The sequence below is a fragment of the Leifsonia sp. LS1 genome (assembly GCF_020521355.1).
Lineage (GTDB): Bacteria > Actinomycetota > Actinomycetes > Actinomycetales > Microbacteriaceae > Leifsonia.
In genome coordinates, this window is the sequence record NZ_BPER01000003.1 from 391,708 (window position 1) to 417,074 (window position 25,367).

Sequence of the window (25,367 nt, forward strand, 5' to 3'; positions counted from 1 at the left end):
CGATCCCACGAGGAGACACCGATGTCCGTCCTGCCCGCCGACCTGGTCGAAACCACCGGAACCGACCTGCCGCACGAAACACTGCATGTGGTCACGGGGAGGAGGAGCGGTCTCACCATCAGCATCGCGGTCCACTCGACCGTGCTGGGCCCCGCCCTCGGCGGTTGCCGGGTGTGGACGTACGACTCGTGGCTCGAGGCCGTCGCCGATTCACTGCGCCTCGCCGAGGGCATGACGATGAAGAACGCCGCCGCCGGGCTGAACCGCGGCGGAGGCAAGACCGTCGTCTACGTGCCGCGCGATGTCGAGCTGACACCGACGCTCCGCTACGAGGCGATGCTCGACCTCGGTGACGCGATCGAGAGCCTCGGCGGCAGCTACATGACCGCGGAGGACGTCGGCACGAGCGCGGAGGACATGGCGGTCGTCGCCACCCGCACCGCGCACGTCTGCGGACTTCCGTCGGCCGACGGCGGCGTGGGCGAGCCCAGCGACGCCACGGCCGCCGGGGTCTATGCCGGACTCCTGGCCACGCTCGAGCACGCCGTCGGGAGCCGTTCCGTCGCCGGTCGCCGTGTGACGGTGCTCGGCCTGGGGCACGTAGGCTCCATCCTGGCCATGCGACTGGCCAGCGAGGGCGCGCAGCTCACCGTCACCGATGTGAACCCGGCGAAGCGCGCGCTCGCCGACGCGATCGGCGCCACCTGGGTGGAGCCGTCGGAGGCGCACCGCGTCGAGGGAGATCTCTTCGTGCCCGCCGGAGTGGGCGGAGTGCTCACCGACACGGTCATCGACGAGTTGCGGGTGAAGGCCGTGGTCGGCCCCGCGAACAACCAGCTCGCCACGCGTGCAGGAGCCGCGCGCCTCGCCGCGCGCGGCATCCTCTGGGCGCCCGACTTCGTTGTCAACGCCGGAGGTGTCATCTTCCTGGCGATGATGAGCGGGGAGCAGCCGTCGGCCGAGGCCACCGCCGCGCGCGTGGAGCGGATCGGGGACATCGTGTCGGAGGTGTTCGCGGTCGCCGATCAGCGCGGGATCACCACGCTGGAGGCCGCCGACGAGCTCGCCCTCGCCCGCCTCCGCGAACCAGCGAACGCATAGAAACGCTCCGATAGGGTTGGTTCCCATGACGACTTCGTGGGGCCGCCGGCTCATCGCATCCCTTGTCGCCGCCTTCGTGGTGGCTCTCACCGTGCACGCAGCGATGATCGCCGCGTTCTACGTGGGGAGCCTCGCCGGGTCGTCGGCCCCGTCGGGGGCGTTGATCGTCGCCGTCAGCAACTACTTCTCGCTGACGAGCGTCTTCGGGTTCGTGCTGCTCTTCATCGCGGGCGTGGTGGGCGCGTTCGACCGCTGGTGGACGGCGCTGATCGCCGGCCTGGTGGCCGGGTTCCTGTCGCCCGCCCTCGGAACGCTCCTCACCGCGACGTCGGGCGGATCGCCGTTCAGCGGCGAGCTCATCGTCGCGGTGCTCGGCACCCTGCTCGGCATCAACCTCCTCTACGGCGTCGCCGTCACCGCGCTCACCCCGACCTTCGGCCGCTGGCTGTTCCGCGTGGTGGAGGGTGTGCGGAGCCGGTTCGAGACCGAGCGCAAGGTCGCGCTGGTGCGCATCCCGGCCAAGAACCTGCAGGACGGACTGGTCACCCACCTCGAGCGCACCGAGATCGACGCCGAGCTCGCGGACACCCAGTGGGACGGCTACGTGAACGCTCTCTCGCAGGCCGGGTGGCAGACGGTCGAGGTCGCGTCGGCCGACGACCTGGCCGACTCGGTCTTCGTCGAGGACACCGCCGTCGTGTTCGGCGACACCGCCGTCATCACGCGCCCGGGCGCGGACTCCCGCAAGCCCGAGACGGCCGGCACCGAGGCCGCGCTGCGCGCCCAGGGCCTGCACCTCGAGCGCATCGAGGAGCCCGGCACCCTGGAGGGCGGCGATGTCCTCAAGATCGGCTCGACCGTGTATGTCGGCCGCGGCGGTCGCACCAACGGTGAAGGCATCCGGCAGCTGCGCGCTCTCGTCGCGCCGCTGGGCTACACGGTCGTCGGCGTGCCCGTGACGAAGGCCCTGCACCTGAAGACGGCCGTCACCGCCCTGCCCGACGGCACGGTCATCGGCTACGAGCCGCTCGTCGACGAGCCGCGGATCTTCGAGCGTTTCCTGCCCGTCCCCGAAGCGCACGGCACCGCCGTCGTCGTGCTCGACGACGAGACGCTGCTCATCTCCTCCGCAGCACCGCAGACCGCCGCCCTGCTGAACGATCTCGGATACACGACCATCCCGGTCGACATCTCGGAGTTCGAGAAGCTCGAGGGCTGCGTCACCTGTCTGTCCATCCGGATCCGCTGACCGACCGCATCGCGTGCCGAGGGGCACGTCGTCGCCGCCATTCCCCGTGGATGAGCACGACGACGTGCCCCTCGGTGCATCACCGGCGTGTTTTCATGCGCTCGAATCGATGCTTGCGTGTTCGCAGAGCCTGGCAATAAGCTGTAGGGCTGCCTTGTCGCGGCAACTACGTGAACGCATCGAGGCCGGGAGGACGCAATGGAAAAGACTGGATACGCACGGATCGTGACGGTGTTCGGGCTTGTCGCGCACGCGTCCTCGGAGCCGGCCCCCGCCTGGTAGGTCCCAGGACGAGCTGCGTCTCCGGCTGACTGTCGCCGGCCATCCCCTCGGGCAGCGTCCCCGACGTCGAATGCGCTTTCGTGCGCCTTCGGCGACCCCAGACGGCGACCTCTCAGCACTGTTCACCGGGTCTTCGGTGACCCGTCGACGAAGTCGGAAAATCACAAGAAAACGGAACTCTCATGTCTGTCGCTGAAACGCATCAGCATCCCCCTCAAAGAGAAACGAAGAAGAAGCGCTCCGGCACGGTCCGCACCCTGCTGCGCATCCTGCCGTTCGCCAAGTCGGCCGCTCCGCGCATCGTGCTCGGCATGGTGGCGGCGCTGCTGGCGAGCCTTGTCGCGCTCAGCATCCCGCAGGTGCTGCGCTGGCTGGTCGACGGCCCGCTGTCGACCGGCGATCCGACCGCGGTGTGGCCGGCGGCACTGATCGTCGTCGGGTTGGGCGCGGCGGAGGCCGTGTTCATCTCGCTGCGCCGCTGGTTCGTGCTGACGCCGGGCACGCACGTCGAGGCGCGCATGCGCAACGGGCTCTACGCCCAGCTGCAGGACCTGCCCGTGGCGTTCCACGACCGCTGGCCGAGCGGGCAGCTGCTGTCGCGCGCGGTGAGCGACCTCGGCCTGATCCGACGCTGGCTGTCGTTCGGCATCGTGCTGCTTGTCGTCAACGTGGTCACCATCGTGGTCGGTTTCGCCATCCTCATCGGATGGAACTGGATCCTGGGGCTGATCTTCCTGGTCTGCTCCATCCCGCTGTGGATCTACGGGTTCGTGTTCGAGGCGAAGTACTCGGTCATCGCCCGCCGCAGCCAAGACCAGGCGGGCGACCTCGCGACCGCCGTCGAGGAGTCGGTGCACGGCATCCGCGTGCTCAAAGCGTTCGGCCGGGGCAAGCACGCCCTCAAGAACTTCGAGTCGCAGGCCGAGCAGCTGCGCGGCACCGAGATCGAGAAGGCGAAGGCCATCGCCGGCATCTGGCTGTGGCTCCTGCTCATCCCTGACGTCGCGTTCGGCATCAGCCTGGTGGTCGGCGTCTGGCTGGCCGCACAGGGCGAGCTGTCCGTCGGCGAGCTGGTCGCGTTCTTCGCGACGGCGACCGTGCTGCGCTTCCCGATCGAGTCGATCGGCTTCCTGCTCTCGATGACGTTCGACACGCGCACCGCGGCCGACCGCTTCTTCGAGGTCATGGACGAGGTCAACACGATCACCGACCCGGCCGAGCCGAAGCGGATCGCGGACCCGAAGGGCGAGCTCGTCTTCGACGACGTGCACTTCCGGTATCAGGACTCGCCGGAGCGCTTCCCCGACCTGCTCGACGGCGTGCGCCTGACGGTGGAGCCGGGGGAGACGATGGCGCTCGTCGGCCTGACCGGCAGCGGCAAGTCCACGCTGACGGCGCTCACCACGCGGCTCTACGACGTGACGGGCGGGGCCGTGCGCATCGACGGCGTCGACGTGCGCGATCTCACCCGCTACGACCTGCGGAAGGCGATCGCGATGGCGTTCGAGGACGCGACGCTGTTCTCGGCCTCCGTGCGCGACAACGTCCTGCTCGGCCGCGACGACCTCGACCCTGCCTCTCCCGAGGCCGAGCGCGTCCTCACCGAGGCGCTCGAGATCGCGCAGGCGGGATTCGTCTACGAGCTTCCCGAGGGGCTCGAGACGAAGGTCGGCGAAGAGGGGCTCAGCCTCTCCGGCGGACAGCGGCAGCGGCTCGCGCTCGCGCGTGCGGTCGCCGCGGCCCCCAGCGTGCTGGTGCTCGACGACCCGCTCTCGGCGCTCGACGTCGACACGGAGGCGCTCGTCGAGGCCGCGCTGCGGCGGGTGCTCGCCTCCACGACGGCCCTGATCGTCGCGCATCGCCCCTCCACCGTGATGCTCGCCGACCGGGTGGCGCTCCTCGAGGAGGGCCGCATCACCGCCGTCGGCACGCACCACGACCTGCTCGCCTCGAGCGAGCACTACCGGTTCGTCATCTCCAGTCTGGAGGACGGCGAGAACGAGGAGATCCTGCAGGAGGTGAACTTGTGAGCAGCACGACCGTACTGGGTGTCGAAGGCGAAGAGCGACACGACCTCAGCAAGGAGGAGAGCAGGCAGGTGCGCAGGCGCTCGCTGCGCCTGCTGGGCTCGCTCCTGCAGCCTCTGCGCGTCCGGTTGATCCTGACGGCGGTCGTCGTCGTGATCAGCACGGCCGGGCAGGTGGCAGGACCGGCGATCATCGCGTTCGGCATCGACAACGGCATCACGGCGCTGCAGTCGCAGAACTGGCTGCCCGTCGCGGCCGCCGGCGTCGCGTACCTGCTGACCGGGATCGTCGGAGCGGTCCTGATCGCCTGGTACACCATCTTGAGCGCTCGGATCAGCCAGGCCATCCTGATCGACCTGCGCAAGCGGGTGTTCCTGCACACGCAGAAGCTCTCGCTCGAGTTCCACGAGTCGTACACGTCTGGACGCATCATCTCGCGCCAGACGAGCGACCTGGACTCGATCCGCGAACTGCTCGACTCCGGCATCAACCAGCTGGTGCAGGGCTTCCTGTACATGCTGTTCATCGCGATCGCGCTGTTCGCCCTGGACTGGGTGAGCGGCGTGGTGCTGCTGTGCTCGCTCGTGCCGCTCTACCTGCTCACGCGCTGGTTCCAGAAGCGCTCGCAGGTGCTGTTCCGCATCTCGCGGGTGGCCTCGGCGAAGCTGATCGTGCAGTTCGTCGAGACCATGACGGGGATCCGCGCAGTCAAGGCGTTCCGCAAGGAGAAGCGCAACGAGAAGGAGTTCGGCGACCTCGTCGAGGACTACCGCGACGTGAACGCCCGCGTCATCCAGCTGTTCGGGATCTTCGACCCCGGGCTCGTGATGATCGGCAACGTGACCGTCGGCGTCGTCCTGCTCGTGGGCGGCTTCCGCGTCGCCGATGGCCAGCTCGCCATCGGCGTGCTGCTGGCGGCCCTGCTCTACACCCGGCGCTTCTTCGACCCGATGGAGGAGATGGCGATGTTCTACAACTCCTACCAGTCGGCCGCGGCCGCGCTCGAGAAGATCTCCGGCGTGCTGGAGGAGGAGCCGAGCGTCCCCGATCCGGTGAAGCCGGTCGACCTCTGGACGGCGGAAGGGCACGTGCGGTTCGACGACGTCGCCTTCGCCTACAAGGAGGACCGCGTCATCCTGCCGGATTTCAGTCTGGACATCCCGGCCGGGCAGACGATCGCCCTGGTCGGCTCGACCGGTGCGGGCAAGTCCACGCTGGCGAAGCTGATCTCGCGGTTCTACGACCCGAGCCGCGGTGAGGTGTCGCTGGATGGTGTGGATCTGCGCGACCTGCACCCGAAGGACCTCCGGCGCGCCATCGTCATGGTCACGCAGGAGGCGTACCTCTTCAGCGGGTCCGTCGCCGACAACATCGCACTGGGCAAGCCCGACGCGACGCGGGACGAGGTCGTGGAGGCGGCGAAGGCGGTCGGCGCCCACGAGTTCATCGAGGGACTGCCGAACGGCTACGACACCGACGTGAACAAGCGCGGCGGACGGGTGTCCGCGGGTCAGCGTCAGCTGATCTCGTTCGCCCGCGCCTTCCTGGCCGATCCGGCGGTGCTCATCCTGGACGAGGCGACCAGCTCGCTGGACATCCCGAGCGAGCGTCTGGTGCAGGAGGCGCTGCAGACGCTGCTCGCCGACCGCACCGCCGTGATCATCGCGCACCGTCTGTCGACGGTCGCGATCGCGGACCGCGTGCTGGTCATGGAGCACGGCCGCGTGGTCGAGGACGGCACTCCGGGCGACCTGATCGCCGGCACCGGCCGCTTCGCCCAGCTGCACGCGGCGTGGCGGGACTCGCTGGTGTGACGGGAGGGACCGGGCCGGGAGGCCGTGGTTCCGGAGGGGCGGCGCGTAGCGGTACGCGTCGCCCCTCCGCCGTGATCCCCGCGGTAGGGGTTGTCAGCCCGCGGGTGACCAGGTCGCGCGTGCCCGGCGCGGACGGAGGACGCGATGCCCACGTTCGGTGTCGGCACGGAAGAAGGAGAGGCGCTCGCGGAGGCCCGAGCGCAGGGCGCCCGTGAGAACCCGCACGTCGGCGCCCGCGTCGATGCACTCGCTCGCGTACGCCGGATCCGCCTCCCGCGCGCTCGCGCCGTCGACGACGCTCAGGCAGCCGGCCGTCACGGCGCGGGAGGCGGAGGCGATGATCGACACGTGCGAGGTGGCGGGGGCGACGATCGCGCGGACGGCACGGGCGAGCTCGGACTGCTCGGCCGGACGGGTCGCCGCGCGACCGGGGAACCCGTCGCCGAGGTCGAGGAACTCGAACCGGAGCCCCACCGCGGCGCGCACATCCGCGGCCACGGCGGCGGCGTGGGCGATCTCGGCGACGTAGCCGGACGGGGACGAGTGCGCCGGGGGCTGGAGGGAGAGCCCACCGACGCACACATCCCGGTCGGAGGCCGCGCGGACGGCGCGGACGATCTGATCGGGCGCGAACCCGCGCGACGCACGATGCGCGGAGCGCGGATCGGCCAGAGGGCGAAGGCGGAGCAGCACGCGGACGTCGTCCGGTGCGCCGGCGAACGCGTCCAGGTCGTTCTGCGCGTCCACGACGAAGCGGCGGACGCCCGCGGCGTAGGCCGCGTCCACTTCCGCGCGATGCGCGAGGAGGCCGGTGTGGAGGAACCGCGGGCGGCCGTCGCGGGCGATGACGGCGTTCACGGAGGCGGGGGTCGCGACCTCGAAGGCCCCGCTCGCGGCCGCGATCGCGTCGAGGAGGGCGGGGTGCGAGAGTGCGCTCACGTCGTAGTGCACATCCACCCACGGGAAGGCGGCACGCAGCTCGAGGTAGCGGCCGGCCGCGCGCTCCACGTCGATGACGACGAGCGGTGGCTCGCGGAGGTCGCCCGCCGTCACCGCCGCCGGCGCCGCAGGGGCGCCGATCGGGTCGGCGGTTCGGGTGACGGCGGGCATCGGGTGTTCTCCTCGGGATTAGGTGAGCTTGTCTCAGATGATCCTCGCGCCGCCGCGCGTCCCGCATCCGGGGGGTCACCTGAACCGATTGCGTGCATCCACGGATGAAGTGGACGCGCCGCCGGGCGAGGATGGGTGCATGTATCTGCGTGTAGTGATCGTCGACGACCACGCACGCTTCCGTGCGCAGGCGGCGGAACTGCTGCAGATCGAGCGGTTCGCGGTCGTGGGCGACGCCGACACCGGCGCCGGCGGCGTCGAGCTGAGCCGACGGCTGGCACCCGACCTCGTCCTGCTCGATGTCGGGCTGCCCGACGCGAGCGGGTTCGATCTCGTGGCCGACATGCACGCCACCGGTGCGGCGGTCGTTCTGACCTCCAGCCGGTCGTTCCGCGACTACGGCCGCCGCGTGGCCGACAGCGGCGCAGAGGGATTCATCACCAAAGGCGACCTGACCGGCCCGGCGATCCGCAGTCTGCTACGTTAGGCGCGTGGTAGCGGGAGAGAATTCGGTTCCCCGCGCGCTTCGGGTCGCGGTCGCCGACGACGCGGTTCTGCTCCGCGAAGGCATCGGTCAGATCCTGCGCGCGGGCGGTGTGGAGGTCGTCGCCTCCGTCGACACGGCGGAGGAAGTGCTCGCCGTCGTCGCTGCGGACGACGCGATCGATGCCGTGGTGCTCGACATCAAGATGCCGCCGTCCCACACGGACGAAGGCCTGAGGGCTCTCGAGACGCTCCGGGCCGGCGGCTCCACCGTCGGCGTCCTGCTGCTGTCGATGTACACGACGGCGTCGTACGCGATCCGCGCGATGAGCGCGGGCAGCGGAACGGGCTATCTGCTGAAAGACCGCGTCGCGGATGGGGAGTCCCTCGTCAACGCCGTGCGCACCGTCGCCGCAGGTGGGTCGGTCGTCGACCCCGAGGTCGTGCAGCTGCTCGTGACGGCCCGCTCGTCGGAGCGCACGGTGGAGGCGCTCTCCGCTCGGGAACGCGACGTGCTCAGCCGCATGGCGGAGGGCAAGTCCAACGTCGGTATCGCGGCGGAGCTGCACCTCAGCCTCCGCACCGTGGAGTCGCACATCGGGCACATCATGGCCAAGCTCGGTATCGAGGACTCCGCCGAGGGACACCGGCGGGTCCTCGCCGTGCTGCGCTTCCTCGGCAAGGACGGCTGACGGCGGTGAACGTCGCGCGCAGCTGGCTCCGCGCGCTCGCCGTGACCGTCACGATCGCGTCGAACGTGCTGGCCCAGGTGGCGAGCGCGGTGACGGGGAACTACGGCCCGCGACCGCAGGGTCTCGGCTGGGCGATCGTCTTCGTCGCGGTGGCGCTCGTCTACGTCGTGTGCGCGATCATCGCCTGGAAGGCCGTGCGCAGTCCCGTCCCGGGCTGGCTGATGATCGGTGCTGCGCTGCTCTGGTCGGCGGGCGCCTGGTATCCGCTCGCGCGCGGGATCGGCTGGCTCTGGCCCCCGGTTGCCGGCGTCACCGACCTGTGGGCGATCTTCGTCGGCGCCCTGGTGCTCTGCTATCCGACCGGTCGCTTCTCGCGCACGGACCGCATCCTCCTGCTGGCCGGGAGCGGGGCGATCCTGGTGCGCTTCATCGGGACACTGCTCTTCAGCTCGCCGTCGGGCTCCGACTGCGGCTGTGTCCAGAACGTCTACGCGCTGCTGCCCAACGACGACGCGGACTTCTGGCTGGGGGTGGCCTGGCGTGCCGTGGGGCTGACGCTGATGATCACGATCGCCGTCCGGCTCGCAGTGCGCTGGTTCACCAGCTCCCTGCCCGCGCGTCGCGTCTCGTTCGTCATGCCGCTGGCCATCGTGCTCTGGTGCTACGGCACGGTCCAGGACTCGCTGAGCTTCACCCTCGGCTGGGACGGCGGGTGGCTGCAGTTCATCCCGCCGTTCGCCATCGCGCTCATCCCGCCTGCGTTCGTGGGCGGGGTCTTCTACGCGCGTGGACTGCGCTCGCGCGTCGCCGACCTCGTCATCGTCGCGCGCGACAAGGTCGACCGAGCGCTGTGGGAGTCGAGCCTGGCACGCACGCTGCACGACCCCTCGCTCCGGGTGTACTGGTGGGACGAGCAGCAGCGGGCGTTCCTCACGAGTGACGGCGAGCACGTCCCGGACGACGGCGACCGCGATCGACGCGGTCGCTCCACCCTGGCGATCGACTCGGACCAGGGCCCGATCGCGCTGATCGAGCACGACATCGCGCTCAGCCAGGACGACCGGCTGCTCGACGCCGTCTCCTCGGCGCTGCTTCTCTCGGTCGACAACGACCGGCTGCGCGGGAGGCTCGAGCGGACCATCCAGGAGCTCCGGGAGTCCCGCCTCCGCATCGTGGAGGAAGGATACCTCGCGCGACGTCGCCTCGAGCGCGATCTGCACGACGGCTCGCAGCAGCAGCTCGTGTCGCTGGCGATCAGTCTGCGGATCGCGACGGCGAAGGCGGAGGCGGCCGGGAACACGGAGCTCGCCGGCGATCTCGAGCGGGCGTCGGCGCAGCTGGCGGACGCGCTGAAGGAGCTCCGCGAACTGGCCAGGGGCATCCACCCGACGGTGCTCACGGACGGCGACCTCGGCTCGGCGCTGGAGGAGCTGGGGCAGCGCAGCCACCTCCCGGTCGAGGTGCGGGTCGACACGACCGACCGGTTCGCGAACGTCATCGAGGAGACCATCTACTACTCGGTCTCGGAGTGCCTGGCCAATGCCGCCAAGCACGCCGGGGCGCGCAACTGCGCTGTGCTCGTCACCCGACGCGACGAGTACGTCTCGGTCGTCGTGAAAGACGACGGCGCAGGCGGTGCGCGCTTCGAACCCGGCGGCGGGCTGGAGGGCATCCGTGACCGCGTGGAGGCCGTCAACGGCCGCGCCGAGCTGCGGTCGGTGAAAGGCCTGGGGACCATCCTGGAGCTGACCATCCCGGTGCCGAGCCCCGCAGCCCACGACGACGGCACACGGGTCGAGTGACTCGAGGCGGAGGCGGCCCCGCTACTTGCTCTTCGCGGGCAGCGCGGCGTAGACCTGCTGACCGATGGCGAACGCGGACCAGCCGCCCGGGCACTTCGTCGCGGTCTTCGGCACGCCGTCGATCGGCCACCAGCTGTCCTGGATCGCCGCCTTCGGCGCGGTCGTCTGCTCGTTGCACACATCTTTGGCGAGGAGCGTCGGCGAGGTGTACGTCATGATCGCGGCGCCGGTCTGCGTGTCGTAGTCGACCCGGATGATCGTCGCGTCGTCGGGGACGAACTTCGGCGAGCCGAAGACAGCCGTGTCCGCCGCCTTGAACTCCTTGGCGGAGTCGAAGATCTGCGCATCGACGTGCGGGGTGAATGCGGCGACCACCGAGCATCCGGACAGGGCGAGGGCAGCGGCGGAGGCCGCCACGGCGAGGCCGACGGCTCGGTATCGGGGCACGGGACGCTCCTGGGTTTCTGATGACATGCGATCCGACTCAGTCAACACCATCAAGCTGGGCGCTTCATCGGCCGGAAGGATGATGTTAGCGCGGCTCGTGGCGTGCGACGCGCAGATCGACCCGGTAGGTCGTGACCGTGCCGTCCGCGCGCGGGCCCCCGATCAGCGGCGTCCCCTCGGCGCGGTAGTGCTCCAGGGCGAGCTGTTCGTGGTCCGCCGGCGGGTGCCCGCTGGCCCGGACGACGCGCCACCACGGCACCGTCGAACCGTAATACGCCATGATCTGGCCGACCATGCGCGCCGCGCGCGAGCCGAGCACCGCGGCGACGTCTCCGTAGGTCATGACCTCCCCGGGCGGGATGGACTCCACCACCGTGAGGACCCGTTCGACGAACGAGTCGGAGCCCCCGTCAGAGGTCGAGGGCACCGATGGTCTCGCCGTACTGCGTCTCGCCGACGGGGGAGAAGCCGCTGCGCAGGAAGAACTGCTCCGGGCCGAGCTCGCCCGATTCCCAGATGACGTAGAGACGGTCGTGGCCGCGGCGGCGCGCCTCGTCGGCGAGGGCGCGGACGGCGAACGTGCCGATGCCGCGGCCCTGGTCGTCGGCGTCCACGTTGATGCGCCAGAGGATCGCCTTGAACTCCTCGTGCTCCGCCTCGGCATTGAAGTCGCCCATGATGAAGCCGACGACCTCGTCGCCGTCGAGCACGACGCGCTGCCAGGAGGTGGTGGGGTCGGCGACGGCGGCCGCGGCCGAGTAGGAGACCGGAGCGATGAACTGCTCCTGGCCCGGCTTCAACGTGAGCGCGTTCGCCGCGACCACGGTCCGCGCGCTCAACTCTTCCAGTCTCAACTCAGCCATGACGAAAGGGTAACGTGCCCGGGCGACACTGGCATAGTCGCGTCCCGCCGCCGGAGGCCGGACGGCAATTTGTCTCGATGTCAAGATAGTTGCGCGGCTCAGGTAAGCTGTCTGCGGCTGAAAACGGCAGAGAAGCAGGAGAACCAGTGGACAAGATCAAGGTTGAAGGAACGGTCGTCGAACTCGACGGCGACGAGATGACCCGCATCATCTGGCAGGCGATCAAGGACTCGCTCATCCACCCGTACCTCGACGTGGACCTCGAGTACTACGACCTCGGCATCCAGAAGCGCGACGAGACCGACGACCAGATCACGATCGACGCGGCGCACGCCATCCAGAAGCACGGCGTCGGCGTCAAGTGCGCCACGATCACGCCCGACGAGGCGCGCGTCGAGGAGTTCGGCCTCAAGAAGATGTGGCGGAGCCCGAACGGCACCATCCGCAACATCCTCGGCGGCGTGGTCTTCCGCGAGCCGATCATCATCTCGAACATCCCCCGCCTCGTGCCCGGCTGGAACAAGCCGATCATCATCGGCCGTCACGCGTTCGGCGACCAGTACCGCGCCACCGACTTCACTTTCGACGGCCCCGGCACGCTGACCCTCAGCTTCCAGCCGAACGACGGCGGCGAGGCCCAGAGCTTCGAGGTCTACCAGGCCCCGGGCGCCGGCGTCGCGCTCGCGATGTACAACCAGGACGAGTCCATCCGCGACTTCGCGCGCGCGTCGTTCAACTACGGGCTCGACCGCAACTACCCGGTGTACCTCTCGACCAAGAACACGATCCTGAAGGCCTACGACGGCCGCTTCAAGGACCTGTTCCAGGAGGTCTTCGACACCGAGTACAAGGCGAAGTTCGACGCGGCCGGCCTCACCTACGAGCACCGCCTCATCGACGACATGGTCGCCTCCAGCCTCAAGTGGGAGGGCGGCTACGTCTGGGCGTGCAAGAACTACGACGGCGACGTGCAGTCCGACACCGTCGCGCAGGGCTTCGGCTCGCTGGGACTCATGACCTCCGTGCTGACCACGCCGGACGGCAAGGTCGTCGAGGCGGAGGCCGCGCACGGCACCGTGACGCGCCACTACCGCCAGCACCAGCAGGGCAAGCCGACCTCCACCAACCCGATCGCCTCGATCTTCGCCTGGACGCGCGGCCTCGCGCACCGCGGCAAGCTCGACGGCAACCAGGAGCTCATCGACTTCACGCACACCGTCGAGGACGTCGTCGTGAAGACCGTCGAGGAGGGCAAGATGACCAAGGACCTCGCGCTCCTGGTCGGCCCGGAGCAGCCGTACCTGACCACGGAGGAGTTCCTCGCGGCGATCAGCGACAACCTCCAGGCGCGCATGGGCGCGTAGCGCTCGCCAGCGCACCGGGAGAGGCCCGGCGGACTTCGGTCCGCCGGGCCTCTCTGCGTCTTCGGCGGCCTCCGCGTCCTGGTCGCCTCAGCGCGCCGCGCGCCGAAACGCCGGAAATAACCACATCATCTAGTGTACGGCGTGTCGTGTCGCCACTATATGTAGTGTTAACGCTCCGGCATCCCCTCGACATGAAAGGCGCAGGAGACATGAGCATCGTCGTCTACAGCAAGCCCGCGTGCGTGCAGTGCACGGCCACGTACACGGCCCTCGATCGGAAGGGGCTCGACTACCGGGTGGTCGACGTCACCACCGATGACGCCGCCCTCGAGGCGGTGCGCGCGCTCGGCTACGCCCAGGCGCCGGTCGTCGTCGCCGACGGCGAGCACTGGTCGGGGTTCCGGCCCGACCTGATCGGACGGGTCGCGACGAAGCTCGGGAAGTGACCGCGGCCGTGACCCGCCTCGTCTATTTCTCGTCCGTGTCCGGGAACACGCATCGGTTCGTGCAGAAGCTCGGCATCGCGGCCGCGCGCATCCCGCTGCGGGCGCACGAGCCAGCACTGCGGGCGACCGAGCCGTACGTGCTCGTGCTGCCCACGTACGGAGGCGGGGAGGACCGCGCGGCGGTGCCGAAGCAGGTCATCCGCTTCCTCAACGACGACGGCAACCGCAGTCTTCTGCGCGGCGTGATCGGCGCCGGCAACACCAACTTCGGCCCCGCCTACGGGATCGCCGGCGACATCGTCGCGGCGAAGTGCGGCGTGCCCCATCACTACCGTTTCGAACTCTTCGGCACTCCCGAGGACGTCTCCGCGGTGCAGAACGGATTGGAATCCCTGTGGCGACACTGACCGCCGGCCCCGCCGGCCCCGCCGACCTCGACACCGAGACGGCGCTCGACTACCACGCGCTCAACGCCATGCTGAACCTCTACGACGCGGAGGGGCGCATCCAGCTCGAGCGGGACCACGACGCGGCGCGGGCCTACTACCGCCAGCACGTCCTGCCCAACAGCCGGCGCTTCGGCTCGGTCGCCGAGCGCCTGGCCTATCTCGTCGACAACGACTACTACGACCGGGAGGTGCTCGGCCGGTACCCGGTGGCGGCGGTCGAGCGGCTGACCGCGCGGGCCGAGGCGTACGGCTTCCGGTTCCCGACCTTCCTCGGCGCGTTCAAGTTCCACACGTCCTACGCGCTCACGAGCTTCGACGGCTCGACCTATCTGGAGCGCTTCGAGGATCGCGTGGTCATGGTCGCCCTCACTCTGGCCGAGGGCGACGAAGGGTTCGCCGGCCGCATCGTCGACGAGCTGATGTCGGGCCGTTTCCAGCCCGCGACGCCCACCTTCCTCAATGCGGGCAAGGCGCAGCGCGGCGAACTCGTGTCGTGCTTCCTGCTGCGCATGGAGGACAACATGGAGTCCATCGGTCGCGGCATCACGTCGGCCCTGCAGCTCTCCAAGCGCGGGGGCGGGGTGGCGTTGCTGCTGTCGAACCTCCGGGAGGCCGGCGCACCGATCAAGCACGTCAGGGACCAGTCATCCGGGGTGATCCCGGTGATGAAGCTCCTCGAGGACTCCTTCAGCTACGCCAATCAGCTCGGTGCACGTCAGGGCGCGGGAGCGGTGTACCTCAGTGCGCACCATCCCGACATCCTGCGCTTCCTGGACACCAAGCGCGAGAACGCGGACGAGAAGATCCGCATCAAGACGCTCTCGCTCGGCGTCGTCGTGCCCGACATCACGTTCGAGCTCGCCCGCGACAACCGCCCGATGCACCTCTTCAGTCCCTACGATGTCGAGCGCGTCCTCGGGGTGCCGTTCGGCGACATCGCGATCAGCGAGAAGTACGACGAGCTGGTCGCCGACCCGCGCATCCGGAAGACCACGATCGACGCCCGGGCGTTCTTCCAGACGCTGGCCGAGATCCAGTTCGAGTCCGGCTACCCGTACATCGTGTTCGAGGACACGGTGAACAGGGCCAACCCGATCGCCGGACGCATCAACATGTCGAACCTGTGCTCCGAGATCCTGCAGGTCAACAGCCCGAGCACCTACGCGGACGACCTCTCGTACGAGCACGTCGGCACGGACATCTCGTGCAACCTCGGCTCACTCAACATCGCGATGGCGATGGATTCGCCGGACTTCGGGCGGACGATCGAGACGGCCGTGCGTGCCCTCTCCGCCGTGTCCGACCAGAGCAGACTGTCGGCCGTCCCGTCGGTCGAGCGCGGCAACGCCGGCGCCCACGCGATCGGCCTCGGGCAGATGAACCTGCACGGGTATCTGGCGCGCGAGCGGATCCACTACGGCAGCGAGGAGGGCATCGACTTCACGAACATGTACTTCCTGACCGTGCTGTTCCACGCCCTGCGCGCCTCGAACCGTCTCGCGATCGACCGCGGCGAGACGTTCCGCGGGTTCGCCGACTCGGCCTACGCGTCGGGAGCGTTCTTCGAGAAATACACCGAGCGCGTGTGGGAACCCGCGACCGAGCGTGTCCGCGCGCTCTTCGCCGAGGCGGGCATCGCCATCCCGACCACCGCCGATTGGGAGGACCTGCGCGCGGAGGTGCGGGAGCACGGGCTCTACAACCAGAACCTCCAGGCCGTGCCGCCGACCGGGTCCATCTCGTACATCAACAACGCGACCTCGTCCATCCACCCCATCGCGTCGAAGATCGAGATCCGCAAGGAGGGGAGGATCGGCCGCGTCTACTACCCGGCCCCGTTCCTCACGAACGACAACCTCGAGTACTACCGCGACGCGTACGAGATCGGCCCGGAGAAGATCATCGACACCTACGCCGCCGCCACGCAGCACGTCGACCAGGGGCTCTCGCTGACCCTGTTCTTCCCGGACACCGCCACGACGCGCGACATCAACCGTGCCCAGATCCACGCCTGGCGGTCGGGTGTGAAGTCGATCTACTACGTGCGCATCCGCCAGCTCGCGCTGGAGGGCACCGAGGTCGAGGGATGCGTCAGCTGCATGCTGTGACGCCCGGCCCACCCCCGCACCACACACACGAACCACTGAGGAGAGCCATGTCAGAGAAGGTCGCGCTGATCCGGCGCGTCGATGCCATCAACTGGAACAGGATCGAGGACGAGAAGGACGTCGAGGTGTGGAACCGCCTCACCGCGAACTTCTGGCTGCCCGAGAAGGTGCCGCTCTCGGGCGACGTGCAGTCCTGGGCGAAGCTCACGCCGGAGCAGCAGACGCTCACGATGCGTGTCTTCACCGGGCTGACCCTGCTCGACACCATCCAGGGCACGGTCGGCGCGGTCTCGCTGATCCCCGACGCGCTGACCCCGCACGAGGAGGCGGTGTACACCAACATCGCGTTCATGGAGTCGGTGCACGCCAAGAGCTACTCGTCGATCTTCTCGACCCTGGCCTCCACCCCGGAGATCGACGCGGCGTTCGAGTGGTCGACCGGCAACGCCGCCCTGCAGAAGAAGGCGCGCATCGTGCTCGACTACTACACCGGCGACGACCCGCTGCAGCGCAAAGTCGCCTCGACGCTGCTGGAGTCGTTCCTGTTCTACTCCGGCTTCTACCTGCCGATGTACTGGTCGAGCCGGGCGACTCTGACGAACACGGCGGACCTCATCCGGTTGATCATCCGCGACGAGGCCGTGCACGGCTACTACATCGGCTACAAGTTCCAGCGTGGGCTGGAGCATGCGGGGGAGCGCAGACGGCACGAGGTGAAGGACTACACCTACGCGCTGCTGCAGGACCTCTACGAGAACGAGCTGGAGTACACCGCCGATCTCTACGACGGCGTCGGGCTCACGGAGGATGTGACCCGGTTTCTCGCCTACAACGCCAACAAAGCCCTGATGAACCTCGGCTACGAGGCGCTCTTCCCGGCCGCGGCGACCGCCGTGAACCCCGCCATCCTGTCGGCGCTGTCGCCCAACGCGGACGAGAACCACGACTTCTTCTCCGGCTCCGGGTCGTCGTACGTGATCGGCACAGCGGTCGAGACGGAAGACGAGGACTGGGCTTTCTGACAGCCCGATCCCCCCGCCGAAGGTCGGAGGGGGGTCGGCCGTCCACTGCGGCGGCCGACCCCCCTCGCCTTCCGTCCGCCGGAGATTACCCGTCTCCACGCTTGCGTTTCTTTTGTTCGTAAGCTTTACTAACAAACATGACCACGACGAGGACGCAGGGTTCGGACGCCGCCACGGCGCCGGCCGGCAGTGCGCTCGCGGGTCTCGCCGGCCTCACTCCCGGCCGGGCGCTCCGCCCCCGGGCCAAGGTGCTTCCAGAGCACGCGCGCAGCCACAACCGGTCGCTCGTCCTGCAGACCCTCTACCGGTCGGGAGAGCAGAGCCGGGCCGACCTCGCGCGCGAGACCGGTCTCACCCGCGTGACGGTCTCCGACCTCGTCGCCGAGCTGATCGCCGAGGGCCTGGTCGTCGAGCTCGGCCAGCGCGAGTCGGCACGCCCCGGAAAGCCGGCCGTGCTGCTCGACATCGACCGCGCCGCCCACCAGATCGTCGGCGTCGATCTGAGCGACCACGACCGCTTCCGCGGCGCGGTCATGGACCTCGACGGCGCCATCCTCGCCACGGCCGACCTCCCCCTCGACGGCGCGACAGGGGAGGCGGCCGCGGACAAGGTGCGCCGCCTCGTCGCCGACCTCGTCGCCCTCGCGACCGCGCCGGTGCTCGGCATCGGTGTCGGCTCGCCGGGCGTCGTGGACCTGGCCGGCACCATCCTCACCGCGCCCAACCTGGGGTGGCACGGCCTGCGGCTCCAGGACGAGCTGCAGCTCGCCACCGGGCTGCCGGTCATCGTCGCCAACGACGCCAACGCCGCCGTGCTCGCCGAGCACAGCTACGGGGGCGCGGCGGGCGACCTGATGCTCATCCGCGTCGGGCACGGCATCGGCGCCGGGCTGATCGTCGCCGGCGCGCTCGTCTACGGCAGCCACTTCGCAGCGGGCGAGATCGGGCAGGTCATGGTCGGCACCGATCTCGGGCTCGAGGCGACCTACAACCGCGACCAGGTGCTCGAGCACTGGCTCAGCGTGCCCCGGCTGCGTCGAGGCATCGCCGAGGCGCGGGCCGCCGGCGCCGACGTCACGCCCGCCCTCCGGGAGGCCGGGCAGCGTCTCGGCATCGCCCTCGCCCCCGTCGTGGGCGCCCTCAACCTGTCGGAGATCGTGCTCAGCGGCCCGACCGACCTTCTCGATGGCCCCCTCGCCGAGGCGACCATCCACACGCTCCGGAGCCGGACGATGGCCGAGAACCACGCCGACCTCGCGCTCCGGATGACCACGCAGGGGCAGGACATCGTCCTGCGCGGCGCGGCCGTACTCGTCCTCTCCGGACGGCTCGGGGTCTCGTAACACAGCACTTCGGAACCACCGACCCCTGCACCACGGTGTGGCAACCGCACACATCGACCACCAGAGAAAGCCCGATCATTACGAAAGGAACAGCAATGAAGAGAAAGCTCGTCGGCCTCGCCGCAGTGGCTACGGCTTCCGCTCTCGTGCTCGCGGGATGCGCCTCCGGCGGATCGTCCGCTCCCAGCACCGACGGGAAGGGCAAGACGGTCACCCTGTGGCTCGTCGGCTCCGACACCCCGGATGAGCTGCGGAACTACCTGAAGACGGAGTTCAACAAGGAGACCGGGGCGACCCTCAAGATCGAGCAGCAGGACTGGGGCGACATCGTCACCAAGCTCACCACGGCCCTCCCCGACGCCAACAACACGCCGGACGTCACCGAGATGGGCAACACCCAGTCGCCGACGTTCACCAACGTGGGCGCGTTCCTCGACATCTCCGACATGTACAAGGACCTCGGCGGCGACAACCTGCTGCAGTCCTTCGTCGACGCCGGAGAGGTCGACGGCAAGAACTACACGCTGCCGTACTACTTCGGTTCGCGCTACATGTTCTACCGCAAGGACGTCTACGCGGCGGCGGGCGCCACCGTCCCGACCACGCTGGACCAGTTCAACACCACGGTCGCCGACATCACGGCGAAGAACCCGAAGGCGATCCCGAACTTCTCCGGCTTCTTCCTCGGCGGTCAGGACTGGCGCGACGGCATCTCCTGGATCTTCGCCAACGGCGGGGACATCGCCAAGAAGGACGGCGACAAGTGGGTGGCCACCCTCGACTCCGCCGACTCCCTCACGGGTCTGCAGCAGCTCCAGGACCTCTACAAGAACGCGTCCAAGGCGCCGAACGATGCCAAGGACTCGAACCAGTACATCTACCTGAACGACAGCGACCAGACGGTCGACGCTGACGGCAACAAGACGGGCGACACGTCGCTCGCCGCGGCGACCATCATGGCGCCGGGATGGGCCCACTGGTCGATCGGCGACCTCTCCCAGAAGGACGGCAAGGCCGTCCGCACCTGGAACGACGACACCTTCGGCACCTACGTCCTGCCGGGCAACGACGGCAAGCCCGCCCCGGTCTTCGCCGGCGGCTCGAACATCGGCATCTCGGCCAAGACGAAGAACCCGGGCCTGTCCAAGACGCTCCTCAAGATCATCTTCTCGAAGGAGTACCAGGAGATGCTCGGCAAGAACGGCCTCGGCCCGGCGAACTCGGAGTACACCTCCTCGCTCGGCGACGACCAGTTCGCGAAGGCGCTGATCGCGTCCGCGTCCAACTCCAAGCTCACCCCGGCGGCGCCGGGCTGGGCCAAGGTCGAAGCGGCCAACGTGATGGAGGAGTTCTTCTCCAAGATCCGCGACGCGTCCGACCTGAAGGCTCTGGCGCAGGAGTACGACACCAAGATCGACGCTCTCCTCAACGAGAAGAACGGCTGATCGTCCGCTCTCGCACCATGTAGCGACACCCGGCGGGCGAGGGCGCGGAAGAGCCTCTTCCGCGCCCTCGCTCCTGCCCCCAGAATCTCGGAAGGAGGACCGACGTGACCACCACTCAGGAGACCCCTGCGGCGACCGGCCGTCCGGCCCGCCCGGCGCGCTCGCAGAAGCCGGGCGCCGCCCGCCCCCGCAAGCGGCAGCTCGCCCCGTACGTGCTGATCCTGCCCGCCATCGCCATCCTGCTGCTCGCCCTCGGCTACCCGATCGTGTGGCAGCTCATCACCTCGATGCAGCACTTCGGCCTCGCGCAGCAGTTCGGTCAGCCCGCGCCGTTCGTGTGGTTCGACAACTACGTGACCCTGTTCTCCGACCCGTACATGTGGATCGTGGTCGCCCGGTCGATCGCGTTCTGCCTGGTCACCGCCGCGGTGACCGTGGTGATCGGGGTCGGCCTCGCCCTGATCATGACCGGCGTGCACGCGGTCGTCCGCGTCATCCTCCAGATCGCGCTGCTGCTGGCCTGGGCGATGCCCGTCGTGGCCGCGATGACCGTCTGGAACTGGCTGTTCGACTGGCGTCGCGGCCTCATCAACACCGTCCTCAGCTCGTGGGGCCTGGACTTCCAGGGCCACAACTGGCTGCAGAACCCGCTCTCGTTCTTCTTCGTCGCGATGGTCATCGTGGTGTGGATGAGCGTCCCGTTCGTCGCCTTCTCGGTCTACGCCGGACTCACTCAGGTCTCGAGCGAGGTGCTCGAGGCCGCCCAGATGGACGGCGCGAAGGGCTTCCAGCGCCTGCGCTACATCATCCTGCCGATGATCCGCCCGGTGCTCGGCATCGTGCTGCTGCTCCAGATCATCTGGGATCTGCGCGTCTTCACCCAGATCAAGCTGCTGCAGGACAAGGGCTCCATCGCGAGCGAGACCAACCTGCTCGGCACCTACATCTACCAGCTCGGCGTCGGGTCGAGCGACTTCGCGATGGCGAGTGCCGTCTCGGTGTTCGTGCTCATCCTGACCGTCGCCCTGAGCTGGTTCTACGTCCGCTCGCTGATCAAGGAGGACGAGTCGTGACCACCGCGTCGACCGCATCCACCGCATCCGCCGCCGCCGCCCCGACGGCGCCCGCCCGCAGGCTGCGCCAGAAGGTGCGGCCGGGCCGCGTCGTGCTCGGCGTCGTCGCCGTCGTGATCGCCCTGATCTGGGTCTTCCCGGTCTACTGGATGGTCAACTCGTCACTGCTGCCGAACGTCGTGCTGCAGAACACCACGCCGACCTGGCTGCCGTTCGGCGGCTCGTTCGACAACTTCACCGCCGTGATCGCGGGGGGCACGTTCTTCCCCGCCCTCGGGATGAGCCTGACCATCGCGCTCATCACGGTGGTGGTGTGCCTGGCGTTCGCGTTCCTCGCGGCGCTGGCGATCAGCCGGTTCCGGTTCCGCGGGCGCACGTCGTTCGTGCTGGCCGTGCTGCTGATCCAGATGCTCCCCGCGGAGGGTCTCTTCATCGCGCAGTACAAGCTGATGGGCAGCCTCGGCCTGCTCAACTCCGTCATCGGCGTCAGCATCCTCTACATCGCGGCGGTCGTGCCGTTCACGATCTGGATGCTGCGCGGCTTCGTCGCGGGCATCCCCGCCGACCTGGAGGAAGCGGCGATGGTGGACGGCCTGAGCCGCACGCAGGCCTTTCTGCGCATCACCTTCCCGCTGCTGGCGCCGGGCCTCGTCGCCTCGGGCGTGTACGCGTTCCTGCAGGCCTGGAACGAGTTCACCGTCGCGCTGGTCATCCTGCAGGAGAACAGCAGCCAGACGCTCCCGCTGTGGCTGCGCGGCTTCATCCAGCAGTCCGCCTCGCGCGCGACCGACTGGGGCCAGGTCATGGCCGCGTCCACCCTGGTGGCGGTCCCCGTCATCATCTTCTTCCTGATCGTGCAGGGCCGGATGACCAGCGGGCTCGTCAGCGGGGCGGTGAAGGGGTGACCGGCACGGCCGCCGCCGAACCCCGCCTCCTCGACCCCGCCCTCGCGCACCGCATCGCCGCCACCCTCCTCCCCGGATTCGTCGGCACGACGCTGCCGGACTGGCTGGAACGGCGGCTGCGCGACGGCCTCGGCGGCGTGTGCCTCTTCGGCCCGAACATCGTCTCGGCCGCCCAGCTGCGCGCCCTCACGGATGCGATCTACGCGGCCAACCCCGACGCGATCGTCGCGATCGACGAGGAGGGCGGAGACGTCACCCGGCTGCACTACGCGACCGGGTCGCCCTACCCGGGCAACGCTGTCCTCGGCCGCCTCGCCGACACCGGCCGCACCGAGGAGGTCGCCCGGCGGGTCGGAGCCGAACTGCGCGCCGTCGGCGTGAACCTCGACTTCGCCCCCGACGTCGACATCAACTCCAACCCGGACAACCCCGTCATCGGCGTCCGCAGCTTCGGCACGTCCCCCACGGTGGTCGCCGAGCACGGCGCGGCCTGGGTGCGCGGCCTCCAGGCCGCCGGCGTCGCGGCGTGCGCGAAGCACTTCCCGGGACACGGGGACACGGACCAGGACTCGCACCTCGAGCTGCCGGTCGTCGACCGCTCCGCCGCCGAACTCCGCGACCGCGAGCTGGTGCCGTTCCGTGCGGCCGTCGAGGCGGGGACCCGCACGGTCATGACGTCCCACATCCTCCTCCCGCAGCTCGACGCCGCCCAGCCCGCGACGTTCAGCACCCCTGTCGTCGACGGGCTGCTGCGCGGTGAGCTGGGCTTCGACGGTGTGGTCGTGACCGACGCGCTCGACATGCACGGCGCGAGCGGCGAGCGGGGCATTCCGGAGGCGGCGGTGCTGGCGCTCGCCGCGGGCTGCGACCTCCTGTGCCTGGGCACGGAGAACACGGACGAGCAGCTCGCCGCCATCGAGCGGGCCGTCGCCGCCGCAATCGGCCAGGGCCGGCTCTCCGCCGACCGCGTCGCCCAGGCGGCCGGGCGTGTGCTCCGCCTCGCAACCGACCTGCGCGCGGAGGACGGGGAGGCCGTGTCCGGCGCCGGCTCAGTGGTCGACCCCGCCGACCTCGACCCCGCCGAGGCTGCGGCGGTCGTCGCGGCGTTCGACCTGACGGACGGCGCTCGGCGGTGGCGGGAAGCCGGACACCGCGACTACACGGTGGTGAGGCTGGAGACCGTCGCCAACATCGCGGTCGGGACGGCTCCGTGGGGACCGTTCGCCGAAGCGGCGGCCGAACCGGACGCAAGCGCATCCGTCGCGTTCTCCTCCCGTCCGACCGTCGTGCTGGCGGAGGACGATCCCGCCCCGTCGACGCCGCCCGCCGGAGCGATCGTCGTGATCGGCAAGGACAACCACCGTCACGCCTTCGCCCGCGCGGCGATCGACCGCCTGCGTGCCTCCGGCGCCGATGTGCTCGTCGTCGACATGGGCTGGCCGGCGGATGACCGCCGCTATGCCGACATCGCCACCTACGGCGCGTCCCGCCTGCTGGGCCGGGCGCTGCTCGACCTGCTCGGACCCGGCTCATGAGGCTGGGCATCGACATCGGCGGCACCAAGACCGACGCGGTCGCCGTCGACGAGAGCGGCGCGCTCGCGCAGCGCATCCGCCTCGCGACCGGCTTCGGGCACGCCGCAGTCGTCGAGACCGCTGTGACCGCGGTCGCGCGCATCGGCGAGTTGACCGGCATCGACGCGCGGGGCTTCGCCTCCATCGGCATCGGCATCCCCGGACTGGTCGACACCGCCTCCGGCGAGGTCGCGCACGCGGTCAACCTCGGGGTCGACCGTCTGCCGCTCGGCGGCGCCCTGGCCGACCGGCTTGGCGTCGGCGTGCGGATCGAGAACGACGTGAAGGCGGCCTCCCTCGGCGCCTACGATGTGCTCGGTCTCGACGGCACCATGGCCTACCTCAACCTCGGCACCGGGATGGCGGCGGGCATCGTGGTGGACGGCCGCCTGTGGCGGGGAGCGACGGGTATCGCCGGCGAGATCGGTCACCTGCCCGTCGACCCGGCCGGCGCCGTGTGCGCGTGCGGGCAGCGCGGCTGCCTCGAGACGGTCGCGAGCGGATCCGCGATCGCACGCCAGTGGCGCACCGACGACCCCATCCCCGCACGCGCGTTGTTCGCCGCGGCGGCCGACGGCGACCGCGAGGCGCAGGCGATCAAGGATAGGCTGGCCGAGGGCATCGCTGCCGCAGTGCGCGTCCTGGTGCTGACCGTCGACGTCGACACCGTGGTGATCGGTGGCGGCCTGAGTCACCTGGGCGACCCGCTGCTCGGCGATGTCCACGAGGTGCTCGAGCGCTGGGGACGGACATCGCCGTTCCTCGCCTCGCTGGCGCTGCCGCAGCGCGCGCGCCTCGTTCCCGCAGGATCACCAGTCGCCGCCCTCGGGGCCGCGATCGTAGGAGGAACAAGTGGCTGAAGTCGTCGTCGTGAAGGATCAGGCCGCCGCCGGCGCCCTGGCCGCGGAGAGCATCGTGGAGCTGATCTCCGGCAAGCCGGACGCGGTGCTCGGGCTCGCGACCGGGTCGACCCCGCTGCCCGTGTACCGGGCGCTGGCATCCCTGGTCGCCGAGCGCGGCGTGGACGTCTCGCACGTGCGCGGGTACGCGCTCGACGAGTACGTCGGGCTGCCCGCCGGGCACCCCGAGTCGTACCGTTCGGTCATCAACCGCGAGGTCGTCGAGCCCCTCGGGCTGACCCCGTCGCTCATCCACGTGCCCAACGGTGCACGGGAGACCATCGAGCACGCGGGCGTCGACTACGAGAAGGCGATCGCCGAGTCCGGCGGCGTCGACGTGCAGATCCTCGGCATCGGAACCGACGGTCATATCGGCTTCAACGAGCCCGGCTCCTCGTTCGCGTCGATCACCCGCGTCAAGACCTTGACCGAGCAGACCCGCAAGGACAACGCCCGCTTCTTCGACTCCGAGGCCGACGTCCCCATGCACTGCATCACCCAGGGCCTCTCGACCATCCTCAAGGCGCGCCACCTGCTGCTGCTCGCGTTCGGCGAGGGCAAGGCCGAGGCGCTCGCGGGTGCGGTGGAGGGGCCGGTGTCGGCCGCCAATCCGGGCTCGGCCATCCAGCTCCACCCGCACGTGACGGTGCTCGTCGACGAAGCCGCCGCCTCGCAGCTGCGAAACCTCGACTATTACCGCTACGCCTACGCGAACAAGCCCGCCTGGCAGAAGCTGTAGGACGCGTCCGCGCTCCCCGGAACTCCGGTGATCGGGCCCGGCATGGGGCGAACCTCCGTTCGAACGGTGGATCGCCCAGCGTGTCGCGACTGACCTCCGGAGTTCCGGTGTTTTGGGCGTGGCCGGGCAA

23 protein-coding genes are annotated in these 25,367 nt (G+C 69.5%); 19 read left to right on the forward strand and 4 right to left on the reverse strand.

The genetic code is table 11. The features are described 5' to 3' along the window. Nucleotides 1–21: 21 nt before the first annotated feature. From LLS1_RS08125 to LLS1_RS08140, 4 genes are all read left to right on the forward strand, one after another. Nucleotides 22–1,101, forward strand: coding sequence for a Glu/Leu/Phe/Val dehydrogenase family protein (locus LLS1_RS08125; RefSeq protein ID WP_226654624.1), 1,080 nt, complete (start codon nucleotides 22–24; stop codon nucleotides 1,099–1,101). A 25-nt stretch (nucleotides 1,102–1,126) separates the two neighbouring features. After that, a complete protein-coding gene (ddaH, locus tag LLS1_RS19530; protein ID WP_308443802.1) occupies nucleotides 1,127–2,350 on the forward strand; it encodes a dimethylargininase in 1,224 nt (407 codons plus the stop codon). Between the two features lie 464 nt (nucleotides 2,351–2,814). Continuing rightward, a complete protein-coding gene (locus LLS1_RS08135) occupies nucleotides 2,815–4,662 on the forward strand; it encodes an ABC transporter ATP-binding protein (RefSeq protein WP_226654626.1) in 1,848 nt (615 codons plus the stop codon). Beyond that, nucleotides 4,659–6,473, forward strand: coding sequence for an ABC transporter ATP-binding protein (locus tag LLS1_RS08140; RefSeq protein ID WP_226654628.1), 1,815 nt, complete (start codon nucleotides 4,659–4,661; stop codon nucleotides 6,471–6,473). The genes LLS1_RS08135 and LLS1_RS08140 overlap by 4 nt, the downstream gene beginning before the upstream one ends. 93 nt (nucleotides 6,474–6,566) lie before the next feature. On the opposite strand, the gene LLS1_RS08145 is transcribed toward LLS1_RS08140, so the two are convergent. Continuing rightward, the gene (locus LLS1_RS08145) at nucleotides 6,567–7,583 is read right to left on the reverse strand and encodes a hypothetical protein (protein WP_226654629.1); all 1,017 of its coding nucleotides are present in this window, start codon (nucleotides 7,581–7,583) and stop codon (nucleotides 6,567–6,569) included. 139 nt (nucleotides 7,584–7,722) lie between these two features. Here LLS1_RS08145 and LLS1_RS08150 point away from each other — a divergent pair, with 139 nt between their 5' ends. Genes LLS1_RS08150 through LLS1_RS08160 form a run of 3 tightly spaced genes read left to right on the forward strand, consistent with a single transcriptional unit; the run spans nucleotide 7,723 to nucleotide 10,560 of the window. After that, entirely contained in the window at nucleotides 7,723–8,070 is a 348-nt protein-coding gene (locus LLS1_RS08150) for a response regulator transcription factor (RefSeq protein WP_226654631.1), read from the forward strand. Nucleotides 8,071–8,074: 4 nt separating this feature from the next. After that, nucleotides 8,075–8,758 carry a response regulator transcription factor gene (locus LLS1_RS08155; RefSeq protein ID WP_223357800.1) on the forward strand — a complete coding sequence of 228 codons (684 nt, stop codon included), beginning with the start codon at nucleotides 8,075–8,077 and terminating at the stop codon, nucleotides 8,756–8,758. Between the two features lie 5 nt (nucleotides 8,759–8,763). Next, nucleotides 8,764–10,560 (forward strand): histidine kinase, encoded by a 1,797-nt coding sequence (locus LLS1_RS08160; protein WP_226654632.1) that lies wholly within the window; start codon nucleotides 8,764–8,766, stop codon nucleotides 10,558–10,560. Between the two features lie 21 nt (nucleotides 10,561–10,581). Here LLS1_RS08160 and LLS1_RS08165 read toward each other — a convergent pair whose 3' ends face one another. From LLS1_RS08165 to LLS1_RS08175, 3 genes are all read right to left on the reverse strand, one after another. Continuing rightward, the gene (locus LLS1_RS08165) at nucleotides 10,582–11,007 is read right to left on the reverse strand and encodes a hypothetical protein (protein WP_226654634.1); all 426 of its coding nucleotides are present in this window, start codon (nucleotides 11,005–11,007) and stop codon (nucleotides 10,582–10,584) included. A gap of 85 nt (nucleotides 11,008–11,092) precedes the next feature. Then, nucleotides 11,093–11,434: an MGMT family protein gene (locus tag LLS1_RS08170; protein ID WP_223357797.1), complete on the reverse strand. Its 342-nt coding sequence runs from the start codon at nucleotides 11,432–11,434 to the stop codon at nucleotides 11,093–11,095. Then, a complete protein-coding gene (locus LLS1_RS08175) occupies nucleotides 11,418–11,870 on the reverse strand; it encodes a GNAT family N-acetyltransferase (RefSeq protein WP_226654635.1) in 453 nt (150 codons plus the stop codon). Before LLS1_RS08175 ends, LLS1_RS08170 begins: the two co-directional genes overlap by 17 nt. Before the next feature lie 146 nt (nucleotides 11,871–12,016). Here LLS1_RS08175 and LLS1_RS08180 point away from each other — a divergent pair, with 146 nt between their 5' ends. From LLS1_RS08180 to nagB, 12 genes are all read left to right on the forward strand, one after another. Continuing rightward, on the forward strand, nucleotides 12,017–13,234 hold the full coding sequence (locus LLS1_RS08180) for an NADP-dependent isocitrate dehydrogenase (protein ID WP_223357795.1): 1,218 nt from the start codon (nucleotides 12,017–12,019) through the stop codon (nucleotides 13,232–13,234). 209 nt (nucleotides 13,235–13,443) lie between these two features. Further along, complete coding sequence (gene nrdH, locus LLS1_RS08185) at nucleotides 13,444–13,680, forward strand: glutaredoxin-like protein NrdH (RefSeq protein ID WP_226654637.1); 237 nt, start codon at nucleotides 13,444–13,446, stop codon at nucleotides 13,678–13,680. An 8-nt stretch (nucleotides 13,681–13,688) separates the two neighbouring features. Then, the gene (gene nrdI, locus LLS1_RS08190) at nucleotides 13,689–14,087 is read left to right on the forward strand and encodes a class Ib ribonucleoside-diphosphate reductase assembly flavoprotein NrdI (protein WP_223361000.1); all 399 of its coding nucleotides are present in this window, start codon (nucleotides 13,689–13,691) and stop codon (nucleotides 14,085–14,087) included. A gap of 68 nt (nucleotides 14,088–14,155) precedes the next feature. Further along, complete coding sequence (nrdE, locus tag LLS1_RS08195) at nucleotides 14,156–16,237, forward strand: class 1b ribonucleoside-diphosphate reductase subunit alpha (RefSeq protein WP_374758254.1); 2,082 nt, start codon at nucleotides 14,156–14,158, stop codon at nucleotides 16,235–16,237. 47 nt (nucleotides 16,238–16,284) lie between these two features. Continuing rightward, nucleotides 16,285–17,259: a class 1b ribonucleoside-diphosphate reductase subunit beta gene (gene nrdF, locus LLS1_RS08200; RefSeq protein WP_226654641.1), complete on the forward strand. Its 975-nt coding sequence runs from the start codon at nucleotides 16,285–16,287 to the stop codon at nucleotides 17,257–17,259. A gap of 137 nt (nucleotides 17,260–17,396) precedes the next feature. Next, entirely contained in the window at nucleotides 17,397–18,602 is a 1,206-nt protein-coding gene (locus LLS1_RS08205) for an ROK family transcriptional regulator (protein ID WP_226654643.1), read from the forward strand. Between the two features lie 95 nt (nucleotides 18,603–18,697). Next, a complete protein-coding gene (locus LLS1_RS08210; protein ID WP_226654645.1) occupies nucleotides 18,698–20,047 on the forward strand; it encodes an extracellular solute-binding protein in 1,350 nt (449 codons plus the stop codon). Nucleotides 20,048–20,151: 104 nt separating this feature from the next. Then, complete coding sequence (locus LLS1_RS08215) at nucleotides 20,152–21,120, forward strand: carbohydrate ABC transporter permease (protein WP_374758251.1); 969 nt, start codon at nucleotides 20,152–20,154, stop codon at nucleotides 21,118–21,120. Next, nucleotides 21,117–22,025: a carbohydrate ABC transporter permease gene (locus LLS1_RS08220; RefSeq protein WP_374758252.1), complete on the forward strand. Its 909-nt coding sequence runs from the start codon at nucleotides 21,117–21,119 to the stop codon at nucleotides 22,023–22,025. The genes LLS1_RS08215 and LLS1_RS08220 overlap by 4 nt, the downstream gene beginning before the upstream one ends. Beyond that, on the forward strand, nucleotides 22,022–23,560 hold the full coding sequence (gene nagZ / locus LLS1_RS08225) for a beta-N-acetylhexosaminidase (protein ID WP_226654647.1): 1,539 nt from the start codon (nucleotides 22,022–22,024) through the stop codon (nucleotides 23,558–23,560). Before LLS1_RS08220 ends, nagZ begins: the two co-directional genes overlap by 4 nt. Then, complete coding sequence (locus LLS1_RS08230; protein WP_226654648.1) at nucleotides 23,557–24,459, forward strand: ROK family protein; 903 nt, start codon at nucleotides 23,557–23,559, stop codon at nucleotides 24,457–24,459. The genes nagZ and LLS1_RS08230 overlap by 4 nt, the downstream gene beginning before the upstream one ends. Next, nucleotides 24,452–25,237 carry a glucosamine-6-phosphate deaminase gene (gene nagB, locus LLS1_RS08235; protein ID WP_226654650.1) on the forward strand — a complete coding sequence of 262 codons (786 nt, stop codon included), beginning with the start codon at nucleotides 24,452–24,454 and terminating at the stop codon, nucleotides 25,235–25,237. Before LLS1_RS08230 ends, nagB begins: the two co-directional genes overlap by 8 nt. Nucleotides 25,238–25,367: the final 130 nt, after the last annotated feature.

What these genes read in the sequence shown, in the direction of transcription:
- LLS1_RS08125 (WP_226654624.1), top strand. Translation starts at nt 22, where the DNA reads ATGTCCGTCCTGCCCGCCGACCTGGTCGAAACCACCGGAACCGACCTG.
- ddaH (WP_308443802.1), top strand. Translation starts at nt 1,127, where the DNA reads ATGACGACTTCGTGGGGCCGCCGGCTCATCGCATCCCTTGTCGCCGCC.
- LLS1_RS08135 (WP_226654626.1), top strand. Translation starts at nt 2,815, where the DNA reads ATGTCTGTCGCTGAAACGCATCAGCATCCCCCTCAAAGAGAAACGAAG.
- LLS1_RS08145 (WP_226654629.1), bottom strand. Translation starts at nt 7,583, where the DNA reads ATGCCCGCCGTCACCCGAACCGCCGACCCGATCGGCGCCCCTGCGGCG.
- LLS1_RS08150 (WP_226654631.1), top strand. Translation starts at nt 7,723, where the DNA reads ATGTATCTGCGTGTAGTGATCGTCGACGACCACGCACGCTTCCGTGCG.
- LLS1_RS08175 (WP_226654635.1), bottom strand. Translation starts at nt 11,870, where the DNA reads ATGGCTGAGTTGAGACTGGAAGAGTTGAGCGCGCGGACCGTGGTCGCG.
- nrdH (WP_226654637.1), top strand. Translation starts at nt 13,444, where the DNA reads ATGAGCATCGTCGTCTACAGCAAGCCCGCGTGCGTGCAGTGCACGGCC.
- nrdE (WP_374758254.1), top strand. Translation starts at nt 14,156, where the DNA reads ATGCTGAACCTCTACGACGCGGAGGGGCGCATCCAGCTCGAGCGGGAC.
- nrdF (WP_226654641.1), top strand. Translation starts at nt 16,285, where the DNA reads ATGTCAGAGAAGGTCGCGCTGATCCGGCGCGTCGATGCCATCAACTGG.
- LLS1_RS08205 (WP_226654643.1), top strand. Translation starts at nt 17,397, where the DNA reads ATGACCACGACGAGGACGCAGGGTTCGGACGCCGCCACGGCGCCGGCC.
- LLS1_RS08210 (WP_226654645.1), top strand. Translation starts at nt 18,698, where the DNA reads ATGAAGAGAAAGCTCGTCGGCCTCGCCGCAGTGGCTACGGCTTCCGCT.
- LLS1_RS08230 (WP_226654648.1), top strand. Translation starts at nt 23,557, where the DNA reads ATGAGGCTGGGCATCGACATCGGCGGCACCAAGACCGACGCGGTCGCC.